This window comes from Gilliamella bombicola (assembly GCF_900094945.1).
Lineage (GTDB): Bacteria > Pseudomonadota > Gammaproteobacteria > Enterobacterales > Orbaceae > Gilliamella > Gilliamella bombicola.
Window position 1 is genome coordinate 67,270 of record NZ_FMAQ01000005.1, and the last position, 26,342, is coordinate 93,611.

Here is a 26,342-nt window from a genome sequence, read left to right on the forward strand (position 1 = left end):
GTTTCGCTCAAAAAGACTTTCCTACTATACTTTGTTATTTTAACTAATCCGCGATTGCTTGAAAAAAGCAAGAATTTCGCCCAATCGGCTATTTTGTTCTTGGCTAATTTCGCGTCCTGCATGATGCCCTACATTTTCTTGCGCAAGCATAGCAAAGGCAATAAACCAATCAAATATTGCATACTGAGAATAATTTTTAGTGTTGTCGTCCAGTTTTGGTAATAAATGCGATGATTGCACATTAAATTCGCTTAATGGTGAAGAAAATATTGGTTTACCCTGATTAACTTTGCTCATTGGTATATCACTTGCTTGCCCTTGAATAAAACCAAGCCAAGCAATAAAGTCGGCCAGTAACGTATGAATAGTACTGACTTGTCTAGACTCTAGATCATCACGTTTACTACCTGTATTTTCATTATGCAAAATGCGTTCACTTAAACTTGCTTCAAGTTTCATTCGATTTGCAGCAGTAATCAGTTCTTCTACCATAAAAGAGAGTGATTTTTGACTGATACCAAAAAAATCTAAGATATGCTTATCTAGCACAATATTTCTTAAATGATCTAACCATGCCGAAAAAACTGTTTTTGCAAACTTTGATTCCGTAGGTAATAGGGTGCTTTGTTTGGTGGTTGATGACGAATTAACATCAGAGAATAGTTCAAAGTCAGCCGTTAAACCAAAATCATTAGATAAATTATCTAACAAATTATCATTGCCAGCTTGCTGCGTTTCATTTTCGACAGTATTGGAGTGATAAAGCGCTCTAATGGTTTGATCTGGCAGTTCAAACACTTTAAGTAGCTCGCCTAATAATAGTGCTTTACTCTGTAATTCTTTAACGACATCAGCAATGATTTGTTTTTTCTTAGCTAGCTCTTCAGCATTGTCTGCTTGATACCAAGTATCAAAACGCATATTAATGATATATGCAATTTTTTCATTAAGCTGTTCAACAATTCGTTGCTGTTTAACTTCAGTAATAGCCACTTGTTCTAAGTATTGGCTAATTCGTCCTATACCACCATCATTGAGTTTTAACATGGCATCCCATGTTTCTTCTGGCTGGAACACGTACTGTTTGATATCACTATTTTGCACAAATGTACTTCTTAATACATTCATTTTATCTTGATAATTTTCATTATAAGATTGCTCTTGGCAGGTGTTCGGATCGACATTTAAAAACGGTACATCAAACCCCGGTTTGCGGACAAGAAAGACATTATTAAATTGATGCTCGTTAGACCAATTGCTTAACCAATCGTAACTACCAAAGCGTTCTAAAATAGTTTGCTGAAGTAACCCACCTTTACCCCAGCTATTTTTAAGATTGTCTTCTGATAGCGTTAATGAGGTACCAATACGTTTATCAAACATGGTAATTGCCCATAATAACCCTGCTTTTTTCGTTGCTCTTTTTTCAGCTGTTTCACCTTGGGTTTTATCGATCCAACGCTCAAGTACTGGACCAACATCATTAACATCTGATTGTTTATCTGACGGAGTGCAAACAACTAGCACATTCATTTCTTGATTATCAGTATATTTTTCAAAAAGATAAGCAACTTTACCACGCAATAAAAGCTGAGCAATGGGGTTGCCTTCTTTCACATCTGAAATCGATATCAAATTTAAACGCCCACGATATCCAGGAAAATCAAGTAAATCCACATTTTCAAAAGTTGGCACTCTGGTTTTATTGACTAATGGGAAAATTAATTCGGCGGTTAAAAAAGCCAATTGCGCTAAAGATATTGATGTTGGTTCACTATTTAACGGCGTTATGGTAATCGATGAATCTTTGTCGGTATTTAATCGCTCAAGAATATCAACATTCATAATACTGTCAATTTGCGACTTGGTACCATTATTATCTTTCACTAATACTGAAAGCGGTGCATACACAGTTTCAGCATGGTGTAAACTTGATAATGTGGTGGCTAATTGAGTATAAATTATCGTCAGTTCAGTAATTCCACCCCATAAGACAGAAAACAGCTCACCACGCTCAGCTATTGATAAATAAGGAATAAGGTGCGTTACTTTTTCCCAATATCCCCCTTTCAATTCTTCAAGCGAATTACCAAAGTTTTCAGATAAATAATCGTAAAGATCAACAATATCATCCTCGCTAACACCACCAACATAATTGGTTTGTTTCTGATTTTCTAAGCGTTGAATGGTCTGATTTAACGGTGCAAACTCGATTTTATTAGATACTTTTTGCTGATCAAAATCTTTAAAATAAGCATTTATCAAGATTTTGACTATTTCGATCTCTTTAAATAATTTTAATTCTAACGGATAGTTAGGTATGCCCCCTTTGGCAATGCGGCTAAAGCGAGTGACAAGCCCCGTCGCCTCTTTGCCACTACCTACGGGATTAACATGGTCAATAAAATCTAACACTTCATTATCGACAACCGTTTCAAGCTTACCATTTTCACCAGCTGCAAGTGCTGAAATAAGGTAAGATTTACCTGCCTGTGATAATCCAAAAAAACCAACTGCAACAGATTTAGTTGAGACATCTCCCAATCGTTTTGCGCTGTTACGCAAACGACGCAAATCCAAAATTAAGTTATCCGCTTCGCTATTTAAACGTTTAGATGAATGCCGTGTTTGGTTCACCCACTCAATAGCCTTTGCAGATGCTTGATAGACCTGATCCCAAGATTTAGGCAGTTGTTCATTTAAGTTTTTCATCGTTTTATCATTCCACTATCAAGCCAATATTGCGTACTTATTAACCCCGAGTTAACCATGGTGTTTAAACTTAGTTTAATATCCTGATTTTTATTACAGGCTCGCCCATCTGAGGCTTTTACTTCTTTAATATAAAAATTTTCGATCGTTTTTTGTTTATTTTTTATGCCTAAAGTAACTTCTAGAACGACGCCTTCAGCACTTAATCGCTTAGCTACCTCACTGTTTTCAATCGTTAAAATATAGATAGGCGATGCCGGCCAACGGTCAACGTCAAGTTGCCTAAAGCCAAGTCTTGTAGTACCTCGAATTTCAAATGAGAGATCAGGAAAATCATAATCAGGATTATCCAAATCAATATCTTGGTAATAGACATTTTCTTTTTTAATCATATTAAGATTATCTAAAAGTCCAATGTACTTAACGGTTGAATATAAATCTATATTAGAGGATCTAAAATAGAAATTAGGTAATCGTAAATTCTTGCTTAAAAAGCATAGCATCGCCCCCACGGCTGCCGTTGTTTTAGGATCATCAATTCGCTCTTGTTTATGGAAAGGATACCAACCACCTGTATAATAACCATGCAAAGGTAAAATTCGTCCAGCAGGCATAGATAAGCGTGATCGGAAATAACTTTGGATACCAGGTAAACGCGAAGGACGACCAGTTAACAAAAGAACATCACACTGATAACAACTAATAATTTCGGATAATGCATCAAACGTTTTACAAATATTGTAATAATCACCCCGAATAAACAAATAATGAATACGTTTAAGGTTAATCTCAATACTTAAGTTAAGTACTGAAAAATCAGGATTATTTAATGCGCGCTTAATCGGTTCATTAATAAAATTGAGCACGTTATCGGTCATCATATTGTGTTGTAATAATTCACCGAAAGTAGAACAATAGACATGTTGCTCTGTGTGTAATGGGTCATAAAGTTCGTACGCTTTTAATATTTGTAATCCAATTGGTGTAAATAGCTGTAAGGTAAGTTGCTGGCGTAATACCGCATCTTGAATGGATAGTTGCTGAGAGCCAATAATGGTGGACAAAATTGGGTTAGGGTCTGCAATTCCAGCTTGTTTTAAACCATTGGTTAAAGCCGTTATAACGGTATCTTGGATAATATCGAGTAAAATATCATCCCCAGCGACTTTGAACCCATCACGAAAAAGCTGAGTTGGCACAATATAGGCATTACTACTGTTGGCTTGCCCGTTAACGCCGTAGTCTAATTGATAATCGTTAATCACTAAATCGGTTGTGCCACCACCAATATCAACCGTTGCAATCGTTAGCTTTTGCTTATCAGCTTTCCCCGGACGGATCATTGAGGCAATAAACTCTTCACATCGCCCATTATAATTATTTTGTGTTTCATTAAAAAGATACACAACTTGGCCACAAGTCGCTTCATCCCATTGAATATAAACTTCAGGAATATTTGGCCAAACACTTTTTAATTGCTCAGGGTTATTGAAATCAATATTGTCATCTGAACTATCCCAACCAAGGCTTTTCCAAACCAAACCGATGGCTTGATATACGCAACTTTTAAATATTGCTTGTTCGGGTTTTGGCATGGCTGGCGGAATCGTTAAAATAATTGAACGTAAATTACGTGGTGTTTTCGCATGCTCTAGTTTATTACGCTGAGCGACACTATTCATTTGCATTAATGCATGCATTAATACTTCACATAACATAAACGTCATCAAAGAACTGCGAGAGTATTTTGGGTGGAAAACCGGCATTTTGCGATCATACTCTTCTTGAATATCATTGCTAAGAATATGCAACGCTTCACCATATTCATTAATTAAACTCGAAAAAGGCTCTGCCGTTGCAAATGGTTCATGATCACTTTTTACATAATGAGAGTTAAAACGCCACCCTTGTTCATATTTATCTTGATCCCACAAATAACGTTTTGGGCTTGAAAGTCCCGTTGCGCCTTCATTGCCTTCACGCCGACTGGCAAGTCGGCTTGCTTCTTGACCAACACGGACAATACTTGGCCAACGAAACGTGTCACGTCGCCCACTTTGCAAAGAAAAATGTTCCTTGCCAAAAAAAGTTTGGGCAAATTCAACTCGACTTTCAAACGGTTCATTATAAATATGTTCAGGCTGAGTTAAATCACGGATTTCAAGCTCATAACGATGATTTAAACTATCTTTATCTTGGGCATGATCTTCAATTAGAATCCCACAAGTGCGTGAATTACCCACATCTAAAATCATATCGACAGGAATTGATTTCACCACATCATCTTTATTATTTGATACAATTTTAATTGTCGGTAATTGCAATGAATCGGCAAGTAAATGGATAATATTTAGGTAGTGTCCATAATAAGATTTGCTTTTAATTTCTTGATTAAGATCATCTTTATGGATCTTTAACCGCTCAGATTGTGGCGCCAGCTCTTGAAAGAGATCAATTAACCAACTGGTTATCCATTTGAGCTCTAAATACCATGAAACCTGATCAGAACGATGTGCTAAACTAAAGACTGCACCAGTCATCACATCATTTTCGGTTGGAGCAAGATAAGCCACATCTTGTAAGTTAGCAAATACTTTTGTATCAAAAGCAAACGTAATTCGATGTGTATTACCATCAGGATCTTCACCTTCAGGAATGCTAACAATTCGAACTCGGCTCCAATTATGCGGTCCTTGATCAAAGCGCTCTGGCGGTATTGAACGCAAAACAGGCACAGGTAACCAAATACCATCGTATAATTTTAACGACTGATCAACACTAATTTCTTGTGTTGGTTTGACAGCAAATGTTGGATTATCAGGTGTAAAAAATTGACCACTTTCCACATCTTCAATCAATCTGATGAGTGCACCACTTTCTGATGGATCAATAAAGGCTCCATTGACTTTACTGCGCCATTGATTATCTTTCCAATCGATTTTAAGTGCAAAATCAAGAAACTGAATACCACTATTCATAATCAGTGTCACTTCTTGACCATAATTGCGTAATTCTGGAAGCATATATAACCTTTATTGTTTTTTCATCGTTATTGGGAATGCAGTCCCATTATTATAAATTCCTTGGCAATTGGCTTTATTATCTTTGCCTGGTGTGCATTGAATTTTGGGTAATTGATATTTGGTGTTATCACTGCAAACAGCCTCAGTATTACCCGCTATACCTAAATTAGCATTTTTAATATCGGTGCCAACATTACCTGTACATTTTACACCGTCACTACGCGTTATAGTGACTTCGCCATTACCATCTTTAAAGTTATAACTTAATTGCAACGGTTTACCTGTGGCTTTGTCTTGAATACCCCCATTGGCAGACCATTGACCATCTAAGAATTTTGTAGAGCCTTGCTTGATTGCATCTGCTGGTAAGGCTAAATTATTGGTTTGATCAACCGCAGAGTTAGAATCTGCTTTATTGTCTTTATCTGATGGCGAAGAAGTTTGGTCAGCGCTATCTTTGTCTTGTCCATTTTGAACATCTGTATTATCTTTTTTATCGGGAGCGGTAGGCGTTGATTTTTCATCTTTATCATCTGTTTTACCCACATCAGGCGCAGTCACTTGATCATTTTTATTATCTTGCGCATCTGGATTTGAAGTATTATTACCCTCATTTGCATTATCTGGTGCTACAGAATGATCAACCGAATCACTTGCTACATTGGGGTTAGTTGGAGTATTGGTTGCATTGTCTAAAATCGTGCCATTTGGTATAGCACTACCCGTGACACCGAACCGATTATCAACAACCACATCTCTTGGCTCAGTTTTTAATGCTGGATCTATCGCTTTTTTATCCTGTTTGTCATCCTTTTCAGGTTGACTAATATTGTTATTATCTAAAGATACATTCGGATTAATCGATAGCTCAGGTTTTAACCAACAACCGCGTAGCAAAAATAACGCTAATAGAAGCAACAATAATAATGGTAATAACCCTAGCAACCATATCCACCAACGTTTCCACCATGGTTTATTATCAATAAGCGTCGCAGAAGTAACTGCTGCTGCTTGTGCAACTTTTGCTACCGGCTCTAAACTATAGAATGGAGAATTTCCCTGAGAGATGTGCGGATACACAAATCCCCAGAAAGTAATCACCGGTTTACCGTTAACAATATAAACAAATTGATTACTGGGAAAACGTATTGCCATCAAATTAGGTTCAGCACTATCAACATTATTTTTTGGATCATAAATAAGACGGCTAAAAAGCAGTTGATCACCTTTTAAATTAGGATTACTGGCTAGCTGTTTGCCAAAATTCATCACTTTATGTTCAAATTCTTTCAGTAAAGCCAGCGCTGACTGTTGCTCAGATTCACTAGCTGAAGTCCAAGGAACAATATCATATTGCCCATCAGGCTGATTTGAATCAAAAGGAATATACCAATCGATAATATTACCTTGATCATTGCGTTGAGGAATAGCTAAATAATCGGCATATTGTTTGCCTAATTTAACTCTAAACATTTCACGGATTTGAGCTGCAACTAAATAAGCGGCTTTACCATCATGCCCTAGCATTTTAAAATTTTTAATATCACCACTTCGAAGTAATGTATTTGCCATATGTTCCTTTCTATTATTTTATTTCTAGCATTCCTACTCAACAAAAATAAGTTTAACAGAAAACACCATTATTGTAATTGATATGATTATGGATATTATGAATTTTTAGTCATATTTTTGATAAGTTTCACCATAAATAAAAATATTTATATAAACTATAAACAAAAAAAGATAACCAATTGTTTTATAAAAATTTTAATATCAATCATTACACCTATACGAGTTACAAATTTATACTGAAACACATACTTTCCTGAAATTTTTCCCTAAATTATTTTAAAAAATCTTGATCCGTCAATACACGTAATGGTTGCATATCGCTTTCACCTTTGATAACTAAAGTAGGATCAGAACGTAGACAAGTACCACCATAATGACCGCCTACCGTAAAAGTACATAATTGTAGATAGCGGTCTTCGACTTTTGGTAAGCACCATAATTCTTGGTAAATATTTTCTTGCTTAGCAAAACTTCCAACGGTTTTATCAAGGATCTGTTCTTGGTTACTTACTAATTGAATATCACTTCCACGACGCCCTGCTATTGGTTTTACTGCATAACCTTTTTTAATTAGGCTTTCATTAAGTTTGAACGTTGATTCTAATAAATAGCGATGATTTGGAAACAATGACCATAATACTGGCAAAATAGCTTTATTACTTGGAATCACCGTCCATAAGGGCTCAAAAACCGATACTTCTGGTCGCAATAATACATCAATTAACCTGACCGTATTTTCTGGATGCCAAGTACGGATCGGCAAGCCGGCAATCTGCGCTTCACTTTCTTCACGAAGTTGATCTAATACAGTTTCCCAAGCCCATGTTTTCCAAACGCAGGTGACTTGGCGCTCTTCATCATCTACAAGTCGACCCCGTTTATCCCACCTTAGCCCATTGAGCCCCCTCAAAATTTTACTGTCAAACCCTGCCTGAGTAAGGGCTGTTTGCATAAATAACGCATGATAATTTTCTTCACTGTCATCATCTTGCATGATATGAATAAAAGGTTGAGCATCACTATGCCGCCAACAGTTAGCTAAAGAATTGAGTAAGCCACAACCAGGATTAGTACCTATATTTAACCCAGCTTGATCCGCCCATTTTTGTAAAATATCCCCGGCTTCTGTATGACATGAAGCTGAATCGGCGTTATATTCATACACTTTTAAGCCGCGTTCATCCATACAAAAATCTAATCGTCCTGTTATCATTTGATAACGACGTTGCTGCCATGAAAGTCTTAACCTTGGCCATAGTATTTCGGGAATATTGAAGTTCTTTAACAGAGCATTATTTTTTAAAACCTTGTCAGTCGCATGCAAATACATTAGATGTAATTCATTAGTGGCTCGAATTAATTCTTGCTCAGCACTTTCAGAAATCGTGAAATAACGATAATGATCATCATGACTAATAGCATGACCTGCAGCAAATACATAGGCATTTTCTAATGGATTTGACTCATTAAGCCATTTTTTTTCAAATTGCCCTTCGTTTTTAAGGTGAGCACTATGAATCATCAATAATGGATTAGGAACTGTCGGTTGTGGCAAGCTGTGCTCTGTATCATCGGTTTGTATCATCCACCCTAAGATCTTGGTATCGTCAAATGTATCATGCAATTCGTAGCCTTCGCTCGTTACTGACATTTGAAGTTCACGGGTCCATTGCTGTCCAATGGGTAATCGTATATGGATGACATTTTGTTCTGCAACTCGTACTTTATCTTCAAATACTTCAGTGATAACCGCAACATGACCCGTTCTATCAAATACACCGCCATCATCCCATATCAATAAAGAGCCTGCTTCTGGCTTTTTTTTACTACCATTGGCAAACGCCTGCAAAGGTAAAATCGCCTCGTTAACTACTTGTCTTAAAAAACGTAACGAAAAAATTTCATGCGCCATCCCTACATCAGTAAATACGATCCCATAATTTAAAAATAAAAATCGCCTTGCAAATTCAACACATTGCCATTTATATCCCATATACTCATACCCACAATAACTACGAAATGATGCATCATTGGGATACAGTTTTTTATCCAAGGTTTCATAATCAGATGAATAAATAGCAACGCCGCCCGGTGCATAACCTAGTAATGTGCCGAAAGGTTCTTTATGATTGGACTTAGATAACATGATGTTTAGCCTTATTGGTAAATAGCAAGATACTTTTATTTTACTATGTTAGAATTTCCTTATCATAGCTCAAAATATATACTTAAAAAAGCGATGTTTATTGTTCGTTACTTGAAGAATGCTAAACTGCCTATATATACTAATCATTCTTGATACCGATACATCGAACCAGTAACTGAGAAAATTAATATTATGCAACCAACAAAATTAAATGAATTATTAGAGTTTCCATGTTCTTTTACCTATAAAGTTATGGGGGAAGCTAAGCCTGAACTTGTCGACAAAGTAGTAACTGTGATCCAGCGGCATGCTCCTGGTGATTATACGCCATCAATTAAACCGAGTAGCAAAGGTAACTATCATTCGGTTTCAATTACAATTAATGCTACCCATATTGATCAAATCGAGAACCTTTATAAAGAATTAGGCGAAATCGATATTGTAAGAATGGTTTTATAATACTTTACTTTTTTGATATTTTTTGCACAAAATAGAGCCTTATTATTATAATTAAGAGGCTCTCATATGAAACCAGAAACAGCTGTTCTTCACGCAGGCTATAATCCTGAACCAACAACGCACTCAGTCGCTGTACCAATTTATCAAACAACTTCTTATGCCTTTGATGATACTCAGCATGGCGCCGATCTCTTCGATTTAAAAGTAGCCGGTAATATTTATACACGAATTACTAATCCAACTAATGCCGTACTTGAAACTCGTGTCGCTACACTTGAAGGAGGTATTGGCGCATTGTCAGTAGCATCAGGCATGGCAGCCATCACTTATGCTATTCAAGCCATTACTTTTAGCGGTGAAAATATTGTTTCGGTATCAAAACTATATGGCGGTACTTATAATTTACTTGCTCACACTTTACCCAATTTTGGTATTACAACAAAATTTGCTCCACATGATGATCTTGAGGCAATTGAAAAACAAATTGATGAAAAAACTAAAGCAATATATTGTGAAAGCATTGGTAATCCTGCTGGCAATATTGTTGATTTAACTGCACTAGCAACCATTGCACATCGTCATGGCATCCCTTTAATTGTTGATAATACTGTTGCAAGCCCTGCTCTTTGCCGTCCATTTGAATTTGGTGCTGATATTATAGTTCATTCTTTAACTAAATACATTGGTGGACATGGTAATAGTTTAGGTGGGATGATTGTTGACTCAGGTAAATTTCCATGGAAAAAGTATGCTGACAAATATCCAATGTTAAATCAACCTGATCCATCTTATCATGGCGTTTCATATACTGAAACATTTGGCGATGCCGCCTACATTGCTCGATGTCGTGTCATTCCATTACGAAACATGGGAGCAGCATTATCACCATTCAATACTTTTTTATTGTTACAAGGTCTCGAAACGTTATCTTTACGAATAGAACGACACTGCCAAAATACGCTTAAAGTTGCCAAATACCTGGAGTCTCATCCACAAGTTAGCTGGGTGAATTACGCAGGTCTTGATAGTCATCCAGAACATCACTTAGCAGTAAAACAGATGGATAATGGTTTGCCTGCAGGAATTTTATCATTTGGTATAAAGGGTGGTAAGCAAGCAGGAGCTAAATTTATTGACGCTTTAAAGTTGATTATTCGCCTGGTGAATATTGGAGACACACGATCATTAGCTTGTCATCCAGCATCAACAACACACCGTCAACTTAATGATGAAGAACTGCAAAAAGCAGGAGTCAGCCAAGAAATGATTCGTTTATCAATCGGCATTGAACATATTGACGATATTATCGCAGACCTAGAACAAGCCCTTAAAGCAACGCAATAATATAATTAACAGAAATAGCAAGATAGATTTAAATATCTTGCTATTTCAATTGATAACCAATTATCCTAAAATTTTAGCTAATTCTTTTGTTACTTCAGCAACAGGCTGGGTCCCATCAACACGGAAATACTGTGTGCGCCCTTCTTTGGCTTCATGCTGATAATAATTGATCAGTGGTTTAGTTAAATCGTGATATTCGACAAGGCGTTTACGCACAATATCTTCATTATCATCTTTGCGAATAGTCAGCGGTTCACCAGTGACATCATCAATATTTTCAACTTTAGGTGGATTATGACGAATATGATAAACACGACCTGAAGCAGCATGAATACGTCGTCCACTCATACGATCAATAATTACAGCATCAGGCACATCAAATTCAAGTACATAGTCTACATCAATACCTGCCGCTTTCATGGCATCTGCTTGAGGAACGGTACGAGGAAAACCATCTAACAAAAAGCCATTTGCGCAATCGCTTTGTGCAATACGTTCTTTAACTAATGCAATAACAAGTTCATCAGTAACCAATTTACCCGCATCCATTAATTCCTTTGCTTGCAAGCCAAGCGCTGTACCCGCTTTTACTGCTGCACGCAACATATCACCAGTTGAAATTTGGGGAATACCGTATTTTTGCATAATAAATTGTGCTTGAGTTCCCTTTCCTGCTCCTGGTGCGCCTAATAAAATAATTCGCATAAAATAACCTCTTATGGCTTTAATATAGATAATATCTTCTATTCTGATAAATAATGAAATATCACCTTACTGCTGGAGATTAAACCATCAGTTGGGCAAATATAGTTCACCGATCCGCAGCCCTTAATCATCTGCGCTTTTTGCTGACATATCGGGCAAATATATTGTTCTAAATAATGTTTCTTGCAATGAAGACAATTAAAATATTGAGGAGAAACAACACTCATTTTATGATGACACTTTGGGCAAATGCCTTCTTGCCCCTGCTTAACTGTCATTGGTTTTGACATAAACTATTTTCGCCCTCTAACATGTTTCATCAATCGGCGTCGTTTACGTTGCTGTGATGCGGTTAAACTATTTTTCCGTCCTTCAAATGGGTTAGCCCCTTCTTTAAACTGAATTCGAATTGGTGAGCCCATAATTTTTAGCGAGCGTCTAAAATAGTTCATCAAATAACGCTTATAGGAATCAGGCAAGTCTTCAACTTGATTACCATGAATAACGACAATGGGTGGATTATACCCCCCAGCATGCGCATATTTTAATTTAACACGACGCCCTCGCACCAAAGGAGGCTGATGATCATCTTGTGCCATTTGCATAATCTTAGTCAATAAGGCGGTGTTGACACGGCGCGTTGCACAATCATACGCTTCTTGAATGGAGTCAAATAAGTTACCAACACCACTACCATGCAAGGCAGAAATAAAATGTACACGAGCAAAATCAATAAAGTCTAGCCTATCATCTAGTGTCGTTTTAACTTGTTCTTTGATATCTTGTGACAAGCCATCCCATTTATTAACAGCTATCACAAGTGAGCGCCCACTATTAATAATAAACCCTAGTAATGATAGGTCTTGATCGGATATACCTTCACGGGCATCTATAACTAAAATGACAACATTAGCATCTTCAATGGCTTGTAACGTTTTAATGACAGAAAACTTTTCAACAGTTTCGGTGACTTTTCCACGCTTACGAACGCCAGCGGTATCAATCAAGATATACTCACGTTCATCGCGTGTCATGGGGATATAGATACTGTCACGCGTTGTGCCTGGCATATCATATACAACTACGCGCTCTTCCCCTAAAATTCGATTAGTTAGTGTGGACTTACCCACATTTGGACGTCCCACTATAGCAACTTTTATAGGTTGGTTAATTAATGATTCTGTATCATCAAGATCAGAATCATCATAACATTCAGATAAGTCGTTAGATTGTTCATCGTCGTCAAAATCGCTATTTTGTTCATCATCAAACTGAAAAATAGGATCTAATACCGTTTCAATTAACGAGCTTACACCTCGACCATGGCTAGCTGCAATAGGATGAATTTCACCCAATCCTAAGCCATAAAAATCAGAAATCGCAGTATCGGCATCAATACCATCAATTTTATTAGCCACTAAAAAAGTGGCTTTTTGACGAGAACGTAAGTGTTTAGCAATAGCATGATCGGCAGGCATCGCACCCGCTCTAGCATCAACCAAAAAAAGAACAATATCGGCTTCTTCTATTGCTTGCAGGGATTGTTCAGCCATAAAGCTCTCAACCCCATCTTCAGAGCCATCAATACCACCAGTATCAATCAAGATATATTCATGGCCCTTAATTTCTGCTCTTCCATACTTACGATCACGAGTTAATCCAGGAAAGTCAGCCACTAAGGCATCTCGGGTTCGCGTTAACCGATTAAATAAAGTCGACTTTCCAACATTTGGACGACCAACAAGTGCTACAACAGGTACCATGTTTATTCTCTAAATTACTTTAATTTTGTGTATTAATTTTTTGTAAAAGCATAAATATCACCATTTTTAGCTTGAACAATGACTTTATTGTCTACTACTAATGGTTTAGATATTAATCCGCTACTACTTACTTGTGTTTTTGCGGCAAGTTCACCATTTTCAGCATTTAGCCAATATAGGTAACCTTCAAAATCACCAAACACAACATAATTTTGGTAGATCACTGGATCAGTTAACTGACGATGAGCAAAGTTTGATTGAGTCCAAAGTTCACTACCACCATTCTTAGCAATAGCTTGAACGTTGTCGTTTTGGTCAATAATAAATAATCGATTAGTATCAACAGCAAAGCTATGAATAGAGCCAAGTTCTTTGCGCCAAACTGGTTGACCGTCACTTAAGTTAAGCGCAACGACGCTACCATTATAACCAACGGAATAAACTAAATTACCTTCAACTACAGGTGTAGAATCCACATCATTTAATTTTGCAATTTCAGTAGAGCCCGATGGTTGTGAAATACGCTGTTGCCAAATTAATTGCCCATCATTAATGTAGTAAGCATTTACTCGACCATTATCATCCCCAACAATAGCTGCACCATGAGCAATCGTCGGTGTAGAGTTACCTCTTAGAGACAATGCAGGAACTTCAAAGGATACATCCCACAAATTGTCGCCTGTATCACGATTAAGACCTTGAAGAATACCGCTTGCCGTATGGATGATTAATTTATCTTCGGATGGTACAGGTCGAGCAAGCACCTCGCCTTTTACTGTTTTTTCCCATACTGTTTTACCGTCTTGGCGATCTAACGCATACACAACAGCACGCTCACTGCCCACATAGACATATTTATCATCAGCACTTACACCACCAGAAAATAGTGCTGTTTTACTGCTAAAAAGTGTACTCTGTGATAGGTTTACATCCCACAATGTGCTACCGCTCGATAAATCAATGGCTTTAACTTGCCCACTACGACTTGCTGCATAAATCGCATTATCATAATTAATCGGACCTAATAATGAATAAATATGAGTATTGCCCGTCGTGCTATTTCGCCACACTTGTTGAATAGGAAATTGGTTGTTTACCGTTGGGGACGGGGAAACTTGAACTATTTCTTCTTCCCCACCGAATAAAGAACACCCAGCAAGTGAAAACATAAAAACACCAGTAAAAAGATATTTTGATAACTTCATTGTATAGACCCTTATAGCAGGATAAATTAATTGTTACTTCCTTCTGTTTCAGCTTGTTTTGCTTTCGCCTCTTGCTCGGCTTTTTGTTTCGCTGCCTGAGCTTCTTGTTCTGCCTTTTCTTTGGCTGCTTGTTGGGCTTCTTGTTCAGCTTGTTGTTTTGCTTTTAAATATTCAGCTTGATTCAGCTTCATTTTAATGCTTTCTTCTAAATCTGGGGTTGGGGAAGAAGTTAAAGCCACGTTATAAGCATCAACCGCTTCAACATAACGCGCCATTTTAACTAATACATCACCACGAAGATCATTAATTATTGCGCTCCAATTTTCATTAGCAACATGGTTTAGTGTTGTTAAACTTTCTTGATATTGACCTTGTTGATACTGTAAACGTGCGATACGAATATTAATAATTGTTTTAATTGGCGCTGAACTGGTTTTCTTTAATGCATCAACCAATAAGACTTCTGCACCAGGGTAATCGTTTAAGACTTCGACATAAAATTTGGCCGCACGTAAATTAGCAAACACACCGTAAATTGTGTCATTGTCTTTAGCAAAAGAGACGAGTTCATTAACAGAATCTGTTTTAGTATTATCTAATTGAGCAATTAGTTGTTCATACTTATCTGAATATTCTATCGCCTTTTCAGCTTTATATGACTGCCAATAGCGCCAACCATAAAAGGCTAATAATCCGATCACAAGAACTGCAACCATCATTTTCCATGTTTTAGCAAAAAAGCCCTTTATCTCTTCAAGTTGTTCTTCACTCGATAACTGATGACTCACGTTTTTCTCCTATTTCTTTTACTTTATCGACAAGCAAGTTTGGACAACTTCTTTTTGTGCAACTTCAACTTGTTTGCCTGTTTGTAAATTTTTAATCATAACTGACTGATTAGCTAGTTCATTTTCACCAATAATGACAGCTATTTTAGCACCTAATTTATCAGCCTTGGTAAATTGTTTCTTAAAATTATTACTACCGTAATTCGTCATGATTCGCCAGTCAGGTAAACCATCTCGTAACTGCTCTGCAATATTTTGTGCAACTGAAATAGTTTTTTCATCGCCAGATGAAATCATATAAACATCAATTGAATTATCACAATTTAGCGATGGATTAACAGCTTGAACCAATAACACTAAACGCTCAACACCCATTGCAAAACCAACTGCGGGGGTCGATTGTCCACCCAGTTGATTAACTAGCCCATCATAACGACCACCACCACACACGGTACCCTGCGCACCTAAACTACTGGTTACCCATTCAAAAACCGTACGATTATAGTAATCTAAACCACGCACTAATCTTTGATTAATATTATATTTTATCCCAGCATTATCCAATAAACGACATAGCCCTTCAAAGTGCTGTTTAGATTCTTCATCTAAATAATCAAACAATTTTGGCGCGTGATTGAGTAGCTCTTGGACAACTGGATTTTTTGAATCAAGTACACGCAATGGATTAGTATACATTCTACGTAAACAGTCTTCATCCAATTTGTCTTTATGTTGCTCAAGAAAAGCAACTAAAGCATTTCGATAATTAGCTCTTGCCTCTAGTGAACCAATAGAGTTGAGTTCTAAAGAGGTGTGCTTTTCAATACCTAAAGCTTTCCAAAAGCGTGCCGTTAATAAAATAAGCTCTGCATCAATATTTGGTCCTTCAAGCCCAAAGACTTCAACACCAAATTGATGAAATTGACGATAGCGCCCTTTTTGTGGTTTTTCGTAACGAAAAGCAGGCCCTAAATACCAAAGACGCTGTTCTTGATTGTAAAAAAGACCATGTTCAATGCCAGCACGAACACAACCGGCAGTGATTTCAGGGCGCAGGGTAATGCTTTCATCATTACGATCGTTGAAAGTATACATCTCTTTTTCAACAATATCGGTAACTTCACCTACTGCTCTTTTAAATAGCGCAGTATCTTCAACAATGGGCGTTCTAATTTCGTTATAGCCATAACTGTTTAATACGCCTTTAACGATTTTTTCAATCTGTTGCCAACTTGCACTATCTGTTGGAAGTAAATCGTTCATTCCTCGTATAGATTGGATCTTTTTTTCTGTCATTTATTTATTCGCTATCTAATAAGATTATAATTCAGTTGCTGTAATTCTGTTTTTTAATATTAATGCTTTAGCACGAATTTTAGCTTCTAACTCATCAATCATTTGTTCATTATCAATACGGCCAATACGTACACCATCTTCATAAAAACCACTTTTGTTATGACCGCCAGCAACCCCCATCGTTGAAGCTAACGCCTCGCCCGGACCGTTAACCACACAACCAATAATTGACACATCCATTGGTGTAATAATATCTTCTAATCGTTGTTCTAATATATTGACGGTATTAATCACATCAAACTCTTGACGGGAACAGGTTGGACACGCAATAAAATTAATACCACGAGACCGTATACGCAACGATTTTAAAATATCAAATCCAACTTTTACTTCTTCAGTAGGATCAGCCGCTAAAGATACTCGGAGTGTATCGCCAATTCCTTCTGATAGCAATAATCCCAATCCAATAGCCGATTTAATTGCACCACTCCGCACGCCACCAGCCTCAGTTATACCTAAATGTAATGGCTGCTTAATTTGCTTAGCTAACAAACGATAAGCATCAACTGCAGTAAACACATCAGATGCTTTTACACTGACCTTGAATTGATCAAAATTAAGTCTATCAAGTATATCGACATGACGCATTGCTGACTCGACAATCGCTTTGGGAGTTGGCTCGCCATATTTCTCTTGGATATCTTTTTCAAGTGAACCTGAATTAACCCCAATACGTATTGGAATATTTTTATCTTTTGCACAATCGACAACCGCACGGATCCTTGATTCATTGCCTATATTACCGGGATTAATTCTTAAACAATCAACACCATATTCTGCCACTTTTAAAGCAATACGATAATCAAAATGAATATCAGCAATCAGCGGCACTTTAGCTTGTTGTTTAATCAATTTAAACGCTTCAGCTGCATCCATTGTTGGAATAGAAACGCGCACAATATCCACCCCAACACGTTCAAGCGCTTGAATTTGAGCTACCGTTTTTTCGACATCCGTAGTACGAGTATTTGTCATCGATTGAACAGCAATAGGCGCCCCCCCACCGATGGGCACTTTGCCGACGTAAATTCGAGTAGATTCTCGTCTAATAATAGGTGAATCTTGATGGCTCATAACATGCCTAATTATATAACAAAATAACTAGCTGGCAATCTTAACAAGATTTAAGGCAAATGTCTGTATGAGAATAAGAAAATTTGCTAACTATTAACATGATTGGAAGGAGATGGCGAAATATAATGACTTACTTCGACAAAATGGCTTTTATTGTCTTTATTAATATAATATAAAGTTACACCAAGTGCACCAAGAAGAATAAATATACCGATAAAGATAAGAGGAGTCTTTCTTGTTTTTTTCGTTATAAATGCTTGCGTTTGAATTTTTTTTTGTTGGGACTTAGATTGTTTTGTTAATTGATCAAGATAAGGCTGATATTGGTCTACTGATAAGCCAACAACTTCTGCATAAGAACGAATATAACCTTTGACAAACACAAGAGGGGCATGAGGCAATTGGTCTTTTTCGATATAATCAATCACCGTTTTTCGCACATGAATTTTATTGGCAATATCATCTTGAGTTAATCCCATTTGTTCTCGTAAATCCGCAAGCATTACTCCTAATGAAATATCGTCCATTATCCCCTCATAAATTCAATGCTAATCGTTTGTCAATTTTATCTTTACATATTCTTACACATTTTAATAATTAATCAATTTTTTTCGCATTAAACCATTGAGTAGGCTTTTCTATTTCATTCTGAGCAGCAACTAATTGTAATTCATATTCATCTTGTTTTAAGGTTTCAAGCATAACCGCATACACCGCCGAAGTAGTATGCTCTAAGGCTTCAACCAATGATTTTCCAAGTAAAATATTAGCTAAAAATAATCCACTTGTCATATCACCAACACCAACCGGCTGCCTTACACCAAAATCAACAAGTGGGCGATCAATATGCCATGCTTCATCTTGAGTCACAAGCAACATTTCAAACCGATCAATTTGATATCCAGCTCGGCTTAAATGTTTAACTAAAATCGCTTTAGGCCCTTTTTTACATAATTCTCGACAAGCTAGAATAGCTTCTTCAACATTATTGACACGTTGTTTACCATTTAGCTCTTCAAGCTCCAAAATATTTGGTGCCATCATATCTGCCATAGGCAGCGCTGTATTGCATAAAAACTCTGATACACCTGGGGCAACAAAGCAACCTTTTTCAGGATGCCCCATTACAGGATCGCAAAAATAAATAGCATTTGGATTAACCGCTTTTACTTTTTTAACAATCTCAATAATAGCATTGCCTTGCTCAGGTGATCCCATATAGCCACTTAATACCGCATCACAACGTTTTAGTTCATCAATTTCATGAATTCCATCAGCAATCTCAGTTAAATGAGATGCAGACATTACCGTTCCAGTCCATTGGCGATATTGAGTATGATTAGAAAATTGTACAGTATTTAAAGGCCAAACATTTACACCTAATCGACGCATAGGAAATTCCGCTGCGCTATTTCCAGCATGACCAAAGACTACATGTGACTGGATCGATAAAATATTTTTCATAAAATTAATTCCAAATTAGCAAACAGTAATATTTTTTACCGCGACGAAGTAAAGTATAACGATTAAAAAGTTTATCGCTATCAGCAAAACGGTAATCTGTTGTTGTATTTCTTTCACCATTAACTGAAATGGCATTGGATTCAATCATCGTTCTTGCTTGCCCCCTTGACGGAGCAAACTGCGCATTAACGATTGCTTGTTGTAAATCAACATCACTTTCAACAACTAACGTCGGCATACCATCTTGAGCTAACTGCTCAAAATCAGCTTCAGATAAATCCGTTAACTTACCAGAAAATAGGCTTTCTGTAATACGTTTTGCTGCAATGAGTCCATTCTCACCATGAACTAAACGAGTAACTTGTTCCGCAAGTACATATTGAGCCCTTGGTGCAACACCACTATTTTTATCTTCTTCTTCCAAAGCGTCAATTTCATTTAACGGCATAAATGTAAAGAATTTTAAGAATCGATAAACATCCGCATCTGCCGTATTAATCCAGAATTGATAAAATTTATACGGACTGGTCTTTTTAGGATCCAGCCATACTGCACCACTTTCAGTTTTACCAAATTTAGTCCCATCTGATTTAGTAATTAACGGCACAGTCAAGCCATAAACCTGTTTTTGATGTAAGCGACGAGTTAAATCAATACCGGCAGTAATGTTACCCCACTGATCAGAACCACCAATTTGTAAAACAACATCATGCGATTGATTCAAACAAGCAAAATCATAAGATTGTAATAAGCTATAAGAAAATTCAGTAAATGAGATACCCACTTCATCACGATCAATACGTTGCTTAACTGATTCTTTATTGATCATCGCATTAACCGAAAAATATTTACCAATATCACGTAAAAATGTCAGCACATTCATGCCACTAAACCAATCGTAGTTATTAGCCACAATTGCCGAATTTTCACCACAATTAAAATCTAAAAATGGGGAAACTTGTTGTTTGATTTTTTCGCTCCACTCAACAACTGTCTCTTCAGTATTAAGTTTTCGCTCAACGGCTTTAAAACTTGGATCACCAATTAATCCGGTTGCGCCACCGACTAAAGCTACAGGTTTATGTCCAGCTAATTGAAAGCGCTTTAAACAAAGCAATGGTACCAAATGCCCAAGATGCAAGCTATCGGCTGTTGGATCAAAACCACAATAAAGCGCAATAGGATTTTGTTCAATTTGTTCTATTAGTGCTTTTTCATCAGTAAGCTGCGCAATCAGTCCACGCTCTTGCAGTTGTTTGATCACATTTTTTGTCATATATTTTACCTATTAAATTTTATTACGTTTATATTCTACTTTAATGAAATTTATACTGTTTTATTATGATAACGTTTATACGCTTGTTTAAAATGATCTTCCACTATTTCATTAGGTTTTTTATCACATAAGCTAAACACGACAATCGCAATTGAAGCAAATAAAAACCCGGGAATAAGAGAGTATAAATTAAACCAATTAAAATTAATCCAAAGCAATACGGTTGCCGCACCAATTATCATACCAGCTAATGCGCCATTACGTGTCATACGTGACCAAAATACGGAAAAAACGATAATTGGACCAAACGCTGCACCAAATCCAGCCCAAGCATGGCTGACTAAATCAAGCACACTATTATTTGGATTAGTGGCTAATAAAATCGCAATAACTGAAACTAATAGCACCATTATACGCCCAACCCAAACAAGTTCTTTTTGTTTTGCTTTTGGTCTAAAAAAGGCTCGGTAAAAATCTTCCGTTATAGCACTAGAACAAACTAATAGCTGGCAACTTAATGTGCTCATTACCGCAGCTAAAATAGCTGCAAGCAATACACCTGCAATCCAAGGATTAAATAATAACTTTGAAAGCTCAATAAAAATGCGTTCATGTTTGCCGTTATTAATCAAATAAACAAACTCTGGATGATTAGAGAAAAAAGCAATACCCAAAAAGCCAACCGTAATAGCTCCAGCTAAGCATAAAATCATCCAAGTCATACTAATTCGGCGTGCATTTTTCATCACCTCATGGGAATCAGCTGCCATAAATCTGGCTAAAATATGGGGTTGACCAAAATAACCGAGTCCCCAACCTAACAATGAAATAATGGCGATAAAATCCATGTGAGCAAATAAATTGGTGTAATCAGGATTAAGCGATTCAATATATGCCATTGCATCAGAAAAACCCCCAGCATTCACCATAACCATAATGGGTGTTAAAATAAGTGCAAACATCATTAAACTTGCTTGAATAGTATCAGTCCAGCTTACAGCTAAAAAACCGCCAATAAAAGTATAAGCAATTGTTGCACCAGCACCTGCTAACATTGCCCAACCATAACTCATACCAAATGTGCTTTCGAATAATTTTGCGCCAGCAACCACACCAGAAGCACAATAAATGGTAAAAAAGATAAGAATAATCACCGCTGAAATAATGCGAAGTAAAGAACTTTTATCATCAAATCGTCGAGCAAAATAATCGGGTAATGTTAAAGAATTATGGTTGATTTCGGTAAAAACACGTAACCGTCCAGCAATCAGTAACCAATTGAGATACGCACCAATTACCAAACCAATGGCAATCCAACTTTGTGATATACCAAACAAGAAAACAGCACCAGGAAGCCCCATTAATAACCAACCACTCATGTCTGAAGCACCTGCTGAAAGCGCTGTGACAACACTACCAATACGGCGTCCACCTAGAATATAATCACCAAAGTTTTGCGTTGCACGAAACGCAAAAAAACCGATCGCAATCATCCCTAAAATGTACACAGCAAAGGTGACAATCATTGGTAACGACATTTTTATAACAAACCTTGTATTATGAAATTAAAAATAGTGGGCTAGCTTATCACAAAAAGCGCATGCTAAAAAGCAGACGATTTATGTATTTGAGTGAATAAAAACTAGATAATATTGTTATTTTATAATATTACAATCTACATATATCGTTGATAGCCAAAACTAAAACATCTATAACAGCTAAATTTAACTTACAGATAAACTGCAAATACAGTATATAATACCAAACAAACTATTTTGGGATACTAATTATTTTGTGAAACAATTAACTCGAATTCAAATTTTAGACAGACTAAAAGATCATATTAAAGATCCAACTACTGAGCTTGTATACCAAACGCCATTTGAATTACTTATTGCAGTTGTTTTATCTGCTCAAGCAACCGATGTAAGCGTCAACAAAGCAACAAAACCGCTTTTTGCTGTAGCCAATACAGCGCAACAAATTTTAGAACTTGGTGTTGATCAGTTAAAAAGTTATATTCGTACCATTGGGCTTTATAATAGTAAAGCCGAAAACATAATAAAAACATGTCAAATTTTAGTAGATAAATATCAAGGCGAAGTACCAGAAAATTTCGATTCACTTATTGAGTTACCTGGTGTGGGTAGAAAAACAGCCAATGTTGTGTTAAACACTGTTTTTGGTTGGCCAACCATTGCTGTCGATACGCATATATTTAGAGTAAGTAACCGTACAGGTTTTGCACCTGGTAAAACTGTCGAAGCCGTTGAAGAAAAATTGCTGAAGGTCGTACCCAAAGAATATAAAATAAATTGCCACCATTGGCTAATATTACACGGCCGTTATACTTGCATTGCCAGAAAGCCTAGATGTGGTTCTTGTGTTATAGAAGATTTGTGTGAATTTAAACAAAAAGTTTACCCAGAGTGAAAATTAATGCCAAATAAATTTAATTTAGACCAAGATGACATAAACTTGTTTAAAAATAGCATTGGTAACACCAAAAAGCTAAAACAAGATACTGTTATTCATAAACCGGTGAAACGCTCAAAAAAAATAATGGAAACCCAAAAACTACAACATGAAAAAACGCATGCTGAGTTTTATTTTTCCGATAATTATCAACCTCTATTACAACAAGAGCCTATCCGCTATAGTCGAGAAGATGCCGATCCCTATGAAGTAAAAAAATTACGACGTGGGTTTTATGAACCAGAATTTTTTTTGGATTTACATGGACTGACTCAGCAGGAGGCTAAAAAAGAGATTGCAGCTCTTATCGCCGCGTGTTTACGTGAAAGAGCACATTGCGCATGTATCATGTATGGACATGGAAAAAATATCTTAAAAAAACAAACACCAATGTGGCTTGCACAACACCCCCGCATTATTTGTTTTCACCAAGCACCAAAAGAGTTTGGTGGCAGTGCAGCACTACTCATTTTATTTGACATCGACAATGAATTAGCAAATAGCTAGTACTGGAAGATTAAAATAGTTGTAAGTAACACAAAAATAAAAAAGCCAGCTTAGCGATGCTAGTCTGGCAAACATTGGAAGCAATGTGAGCAATGTCATACTTTTTCAGAAGCTGTTTAGGCTCTAACAAAGTACATAATAATGATAATGATTATCATTACTAAAAGCAAGCATTTTTTAGGCCTTCCTAAATTAAATGAAAATAAATACCTGACTCACTCATCTCATAAGAAAGTTTTTATATTCAACCATATAAAAAATAAGCAGAAAATTTCTTTTCTGCTTTTATAAAAGGATTTTACACAATAGCTAAATCAAGATAAAAAGACCATAATACTGATTATTTTTGATAAATAAATTCTACGCCCTCTTCATCACTTTCATCCCAATCATCAAAATCATCTTCATCAAAAGCTTCATCCATTGCTTGTTGATGATAATCATCCCACATAAATTCAACTTTTTCGGGTGATGATTCTTCTGGTTCAGCTTCGCGTGGGTGAGCATTGATATATTCCATTAAATCCCAGCATAATGCTTTTACGCCTTCTTGATTAATGGCGGAAATAACATAATATTTATCCTGCCAGTCAAGCGCCTTAGCAATTTCAGCCGCACGTTTAGCACTCTCTTCAGGCCCCAATACATCCATTTTATTAAATACTAACCAACGTGGTTTATTCGCTAATTTTTCACTATATTGTTGAACTTCTTGAATGATTACTTTAGCGTTTTCTATCGGATCTGATTCATCTACTGGCGCCATATCAATTAAATGAACTAAAACACGACAGCGTTCAAGGTGTTTTAAAAACCGAATACCAAGCCCTGCGCCATCTGATGCACCTTCAATCAAACCAGGAATATCAGCAACAACAAAACTTTGCTCATTATCCATTCGAACAACACCCAAACTAGGTACTAAAGTGGTAAATGGATAATCGGCAACTTTCGGTTTAGCCGCTGAAACAGCGCGAATGAAGGTTGATTTACCAGCATTAGGCAAGCCTAACATCCCTACATCAGCAAGCAATAATAATTCTAATAGCACATCACGCTTTTCACCCGGAGTACCATCAGTTTTTTGTCTTGGCGCACGATTAACCGATGATTTAAAACGTGCATTACCCAAACCGTGAAAGCCACCTTTGGCAACTAACACTTTTTGTTGATGATGCGTTAAATCACCGATAATTTCGCCAGTATATTTGTCCGTAATACGTGTTCCTACAGGTACTTTAACAGTAATATCTCGACCACGTTTACCCGTACAATCAGAACCTTGTCCATTTTGACCTCGTTCTGCGCGATAATTTTTTTCAAACTGGAAATCAACAAGTGTATTTAAATTTTCATCAGCAATAAAAAAGACATCACCACCATCACCACCGTCGCCACCATCAGGACCACCTTTGGGTATATACTTTTCTCTGCGAAAACCGACACAACCGTTTCCACCATCTCCTGCTTCAACTCGAATTGATGCTTCATCAACAAATTTCATTATTCTTCCCCTTTATTGCGGTTAATTAGCCAGCCTTTTCTTGGATGCCAAAGATAATGCCCAATGGTGGCAAACATTGCGCCCGCAACAACAGACACTGCGCCAATATAACCTAAAATATTTAAATATTGCATAGCAAACTTTTCAGGCCAAATTAATGCAAACAAGTCTGAAAAGATAAGTGCAAATAATGGTGTTAAGGTTGTTATAGCACTCACTTGTGCCGCTTGCCACCTTTCCATTGCCATCACTAACGCCCCGTAAGCAATAATGGTATTCAAACCACAAAATATGATAGCAAACAGTTGCGTTGCATCAGCATTGGCCATTTTACTTGGTGAAGTAAAAGGCAATAAAAATACAGTGCAAATAAGGTAAATTAACCACAGTAATTGTTCTGCACGTAATTTTCGTAATAGCACTTTTTGAGCAAGCGCATAGCAGGCCCACGATACAGATGCAAGTAAACCAAGCCAAACACCAATACCATACGCAGACATATTAGAAAAAAGGTCGACAATATTTTTATTAAAAAATAGTACAAGCCCAGTGAGTAAGACTAAAATACCAATAATCTGCGTAGGTCTTAGTCGCTCTTTAAAAATAAAAGCACTTGAAATCATAAATATCACAATGCCAGTTTGCGCAACGACCTGAGAGGCTGTGGCAGAAAGGTACTGAACTGCACTTGCAAATAATGCAAAATTACCCAACAAACCAAATCCAGCAATCATCAATAAAATAAAACGACGACGTTTTTTAAACATCATTAAATTAGGAAATTGCTTTTTGTAAGCTAACCAAATGGTAATCCCAAGTGCTGAAATAGCCAATCGTGACCATGCTAATGTCAATGGATCAACAACCACTAGCGCATATTTAATTGCAATTGGCACAATGCCCCACATCACTGCAGTTAACATGGCAAGTGCAAAACCTAATTTAACATTTTGTTGTTTTATCATATCG

Annotated in this window: 21 protein-coding genes; 4 read left to right on the plus strand and 17 right to left on the minus strand. The window is 36.8% G+C overall.

What is annotated here, in order from left to right:
* Positions 1 to 39: 39 nt before the first annotated feature.
* The 4 genes from GA0061081_RS06235 to gss all read right to left on the minus strand — a co-directional run bounded on the left by GA0061081_RS06235 (position 40) and on the right by gss (position 9,453).
* Positions 40 to 2,712: a putative virulence factor gene (locus tag GA0061081_RS06235; protein WP_091348373.1), complete on the minus strand. Its 2,673-nt coding sequence runs from the start codon at positions 2,710 to 2,712 to the stop codon at positions 40 to 42.
* The gene (locus GA0061081_RS06240; protein WP_091348375.1) at positions 2,709 to 5,735 is read right to left on the minus strand and encodes a virulence factor SrfB; all 3,027 of its coding nucleotides are present in this window, start codon (positions 5,733 to 5,735) and stop codon (positions 2,709 to 2,711) included. The genes GA0061081_RS06235 and GA0061081_RS06240 overlap by 4 nt, the downstream gene beginning before the upstream one ends.
* Before the next feature lie 9 nt (positions 5,736 to 5,744).
* The gene (locus GA0061081_RS06245) at positions 5,745 to 7,307 is read right to left on the minus strand and encodes an SrfA family protein (RefSeq protein ID WP_091348378.1); all 1,563 of its coding nucleotides are present in this window, start codon (positions 7,305 to 7,307) and stop codon (positions 5,745 to 5,747) included.
* Between the two features lie 271 nt (positions 7,308 to 7,578).
* Positions 7,579 to 9,453: a bifunctional glutathionylspermidine amidase/synthase gene (gene gss, locus GA0061081_RS06250; RefSeq protein WP_091348380.1), complete on the minus strand. Its 1,875-nt coding sequence runs from the start codon at positions 9,451 to 9,453 to the stop codon at positions 7,579 to 7,581.
* A gap of 192 nt (positions 9,454 to 9,645) precedes the next feature.
* Between gss and ybeD the strand changes: the two genes are divergently transcribed.
* Both ybeD and GA0061081_RS06260 read left to right on the plus strand, forming a co-directional pair.
* The gene (ybeD, locus tag GA0061081_RS06255; RefSeq protein WP_091348383.1) at positions 9,646 to 9,912 is read left to right on the plus strand and encodes a DUF493 family protein YbeD; all 267 of its coding nucleotides are present in this window, start codon (positions 9,646 to 9,648) and stop codon (positions 9,910 to 9,912) included.
* Between the two features lie 66 nt (positions 9,913 to 9,978).
* Complete coding sequence (locus GA0061081_RS06260) at positions 9,979 to 11,256, plus strand: bifunctional O-acetylhomoserine aminocarboxypropyltransferase/cysteine synthase (protein ID WP_091348386.1); 1,278 nt, start codon at positions 9,979 to 9,981, stop codon at positions 11,254 to 11,256.
* A 60-nt stretch (positions 11,257 to 11,316) separates the two neighbouring features.
* On the opposite strand, the gene adk is transcribed toward GA0061081_RS06260, so the two are convergent.
* From adk to putP, 11 genes are all read right to left on the minus strand, one after another.
* Positions 11,317 to 11,961 (minus strand): adenylate kinase, encoded by a 645-nt coding sequence (adk, locus tag GA0061081_RS06265; protein WP_085247194.1) that lies wholly within the window; start codon positions 11,959 to 11,961, stop codon positions 11,317 to 11,319.
* Positions 11,962 to 11,999: 38 nt separating this feature from the next.
* A complete protein-coding gene (locus GA0061081_RS06270) occupies positions 12,000 to 12,251 on the minus strand; it encodes a YfgJ family double zinc ribbon protein (RefSeq protein WP_085247193.1) in 252 nt (83 codons plus the stop codon).
* Between the two features lie 3 nt (positions 12,252 to 12,254).
* Positions 12,255 to 13,724 carry a ribosome biogenesis GTPase Der gene (gene der, locus GA0061081_RS06275; protein ID WP_091348390.1) on the minus strand — a complete coding sequence of 490 codons (1,470 nt, stop codon included), beginning with the start codon at positions 13,722 to 13,724 and terminating at the stop codon, positions 12,255 to 12,257.
* 32 nt (positions 13,725 to 13,756) lie between these two features.
* Positions 13,757 to 14,929 carry an outer membrane protein assembly factor BamB gene (bamB, locus tag GA0061081_RS06280; protein ID WP_091348393.1) on the minus strand — a complete coding sequence of 391 codons (1,173 nt, stop codon included), beginning with the start codon at positions 14,927 to 14,929 and terminating at the stop codon, positions 13,757 to 13,759.
* A 26-nt stretch (positions 14,930 to 14,955) separates the two neighbouring features.
* Complete coding sequence (locus tag GA0061081_RS06285; protein WP_091348395.1) at positions 14,956 to 15,717, minus strand: YfgM family protein; 762 nt, start codon at positions 15,715 to 15,717, stop codon at positions 14,956 to 14,958.
* Between the two features lie 18 nt (positions 15,718 to 15,735).
* The gene (gene hisS, locus GA0061081_RS06290; RefSeq protein WP_091348398.1) at positions 15,736 to 17,013 is read right to left on the minus strand and encodes a histidine--tRNA ligase; all 1,278 of its coding nucleotides are present in this window, start codon (positions 17,011 to 17,013) and stop codon (positions 15,736 to 15,738) included.
* A 24-nt stretch (positions 17,014 to 17,037) separates the two neighbouring features.
* Entirely contained in the window at positions 17,038 to 18,147 is a 1,110-nt protein-coding gene (ispG, locus tag GA0061081_RS06295) for a flavodoxin-dependent (E)-4-hydroxy-3-methylbut-2-enyl-diphosphate synthase (RefSeq protein WP_091348402.1), read from the minus strand.
* Between the two features lie 86 nt (positions 18,148 to 18,233).
* On the minus strand, positions 18,234 to 18,674 hold the full coding sequence (locus tag GA0061081_RS06300; protein WP_091348406.1) for a helix-turn-helix domain-containing protein: 441 nt from the start codon (positions 18,672 to 18,674) through the stop codon (positions 18,234 to 18,236).
* A gap of 70 nt (positions 18,675 to 18,744) precedes the next feature.
* A complete protein-coding gene (pdxY, locus tag GA0061081_RS06305) occupies positions 18,745 to 19,611 on the minus strand; it encodes a pyridoxal kinase PdxY (RefSeq protein WP_091348409.1) in 867 nt (288 codons plus the stop codon).
* Positions 19,612 to 19,615: 4 nt separating this feature from the next.
* Entirely contained in the window at positions 19,616 to 20,887 is a 1,272-nt protein-coding gene (gene tyrS, locus GA0061081_RS06310; RefSeq protein WP_091348413.1) for a tyrosine--tRNA ligase, read from the minus strand.
* 50 nt (positions 20,888 to 20,937) lie between these two features.
* On the minus strand, positions 20,938 to 22,431 hold the full coding sequence (gene putP / locus GA0061081_RS06315; RefSeq protein WP_091348416.1) for a sodium/proline symporter PutP: 1,494 nt from the start codon (positions 22,429 to 22,431) through the stop codon (positions 20,938 to 20,940).
* Positions 22,432 to 22,681: 250 nt separating this feature from the next.
* Here putP and nth point away from each other — a divergent pair, with 250 nt between their 5' ends.
* On the plus strand, positions 22,682 to 23,320 hold the full coding sequence (gene nth / locus GA0061081_RS06320; protein WP_091348420.1) for an endonuclease III: 639 nt from the start codon (positions 22,682 to 22,684) through the stop codon (positions 23,318 to 23,320).
* Positions 23,321 to 23,326: 6 nt separating this feature from the next.
* Positions 23,327 to 23,869 (plus strand): endonuclease SmrB, encoded by a 543-nt coding sequence (gene smrB / locus GA0061081_RS06325; RefSeq protein ID WP_091348424.1) that lies wholly within the window; start codon positions 23,327 to 23,329, stop codon positions 23,867 to 23,869.
* 340 nt (positions 23,870 to 24,209) lie between these two features.
* Here smrB and cgtA read toward each other — a convergent pair whose 3' ends face one another.
* Positions 24,210 to 25,373: an Obg family GTPase CgtA gene (gene cgtA / locus GA0061081_RS06330; protein ID WP_091348428.1), complete on the minus strand. Its 1,164-nt coding sequence runs from the start codon at positions 25,371 to 25,373 to the stop codon at positions 24,210 to 24,212.
* On the minus strand, positions 25,373 to 26,338 hold the full coding sequence (locus tag GA0061081_RS06335; protein WP_091348431.1) for a DMT family transporter: 966 nt from the start codon (positions 26,336 to 26,338) through the stop codon (positions 25,373 to 25,375). The genes cgtA and GA0061081_RS06335 overlap by 1 nt, the downstream gene beginning before the upstream one ends.
* Between the last annotated feature and the right edge of the window lie 4 nt (positions 26,339 to 26,342).

Bases quoted from the DNA above. Each gene is read 5' to 3' on its own strand.
- GA0061081_RS06260 (WP_091348386.1), top strand. From the start codon at position 9,979: ATGAAACCAGAAACAGCTGTTCTTCACGCAGGCTATAATCCTGAACCA.
- der (WP_091348390.1), bottom strand. From the start codon at position 13,724: ATGGTACCTGTTGTAGCACTTGTTGGTCGTCCAAATGTTGGAAAGTCG.
- GA0061081_RS06335 (WP_091348431.1), bottom strand. From the start codon at position 26,338: ATGATAAAACAACAAAATGTTAAATTAGGTTTTGCACTTGCCATGTTA.
- ybeD (WP_091348383.1), top strand. From the start codon at position 9,646: ATGCAACCAACAAAATTAAATGAATTATTAGAGTTTCCATGTTCTTTT.
- cgtA (WP_091348428.1), bottom strand. From the start codon at position 25,373: ATGAAATTTGTTGATGAAGCATCAATTCGAGTTGAAGCAGGAGATGGT.
- bamB (WP_091348393.1), bottom strand. From the start codon at position 14,929: ATGAAGTTATCAAAATATCTTTTTACTGGTGTTTTTATGTTTTCACTT.
- gss (WP_091348380.1), bottom strand. From the start codon at position 9,453: ATGTTATCTAAGTCCAATCATAAAGAACCTTTCGGCACATTACTAGGT.
- GA0061081_RS06245 (WP_091348378.1), bottom strand. From the start codon at position 7,307: ATGGCAAATACATTACTTCGAAGTGGTGATATTAAAAATTTTAAAATG.
- pdxY (WP_091348409.1), bottom strand. From the start codon at position 19,611: ATGAAAAATATTTTATCGATCCAGTCACATGTAGTCTTTGGTCATGCT.
- smrB (WP_091348424.1), top strand. From the start codon at position 23,327: ATGCCAAATAAATTTAATTTAGACCAAGATGACATAAACTTGTTTAAA.
- tyrS (WP_091348413.1), bottom strand. From the start codon at position 20,887: ATGACAAAAAATGTGATCAAACAACTGCAAGAGCGTGGACTGATTGCG.
- adk (WP_085247194.1), bottom strand. From the start codon at position 11,961: ATGCGAATTATTTTATTAGGCGCACCAGGAGCAGGAAAGGGAACTCAA.
- GA0061081_RS06240 (WP_091348375.1), bottom strand. From the start codon at position 5,735: ATGCTTCCAGAATTACGCAATTATGGTCAAGAAGTGACACTGATTATG.
- GA0061081_RS06300 (WP_091348406.1), bottom strand. From the start codon at position 18,674: ATGGACGATATTTCATTAGGAGTAATGCTTGCGGATTTACGAGAACAA.
- ispG (WP_091348402.1), bottom strand. From the start codon at position 18,147: ATGAGCCATCAAGATTCACCTATTATTAGACGAGAATCTACTCGAATT.
- GA0061081_RS06270 (WP_085247193.1), bottom strand. From the start codon at position 12,251: ATGTCAAAACCAATGACAGTTAAGCAGGGGCAAGAAGGCATTTGCCCA.
- GA0061081_RS06235 (WP_091348373.1), bottom strand. From the start codon at position 2,712: ATGAAAAACTTAAATGAACAACTGCCTAAATCTTGGGATCAGGTCTAT.
- hisS (WP_091348398.1), bottom strand. From the start codon at position 17,013: ATGACAGAAAAAAAGATCCAATCTATACGAGGAATGAACGATTTACTT.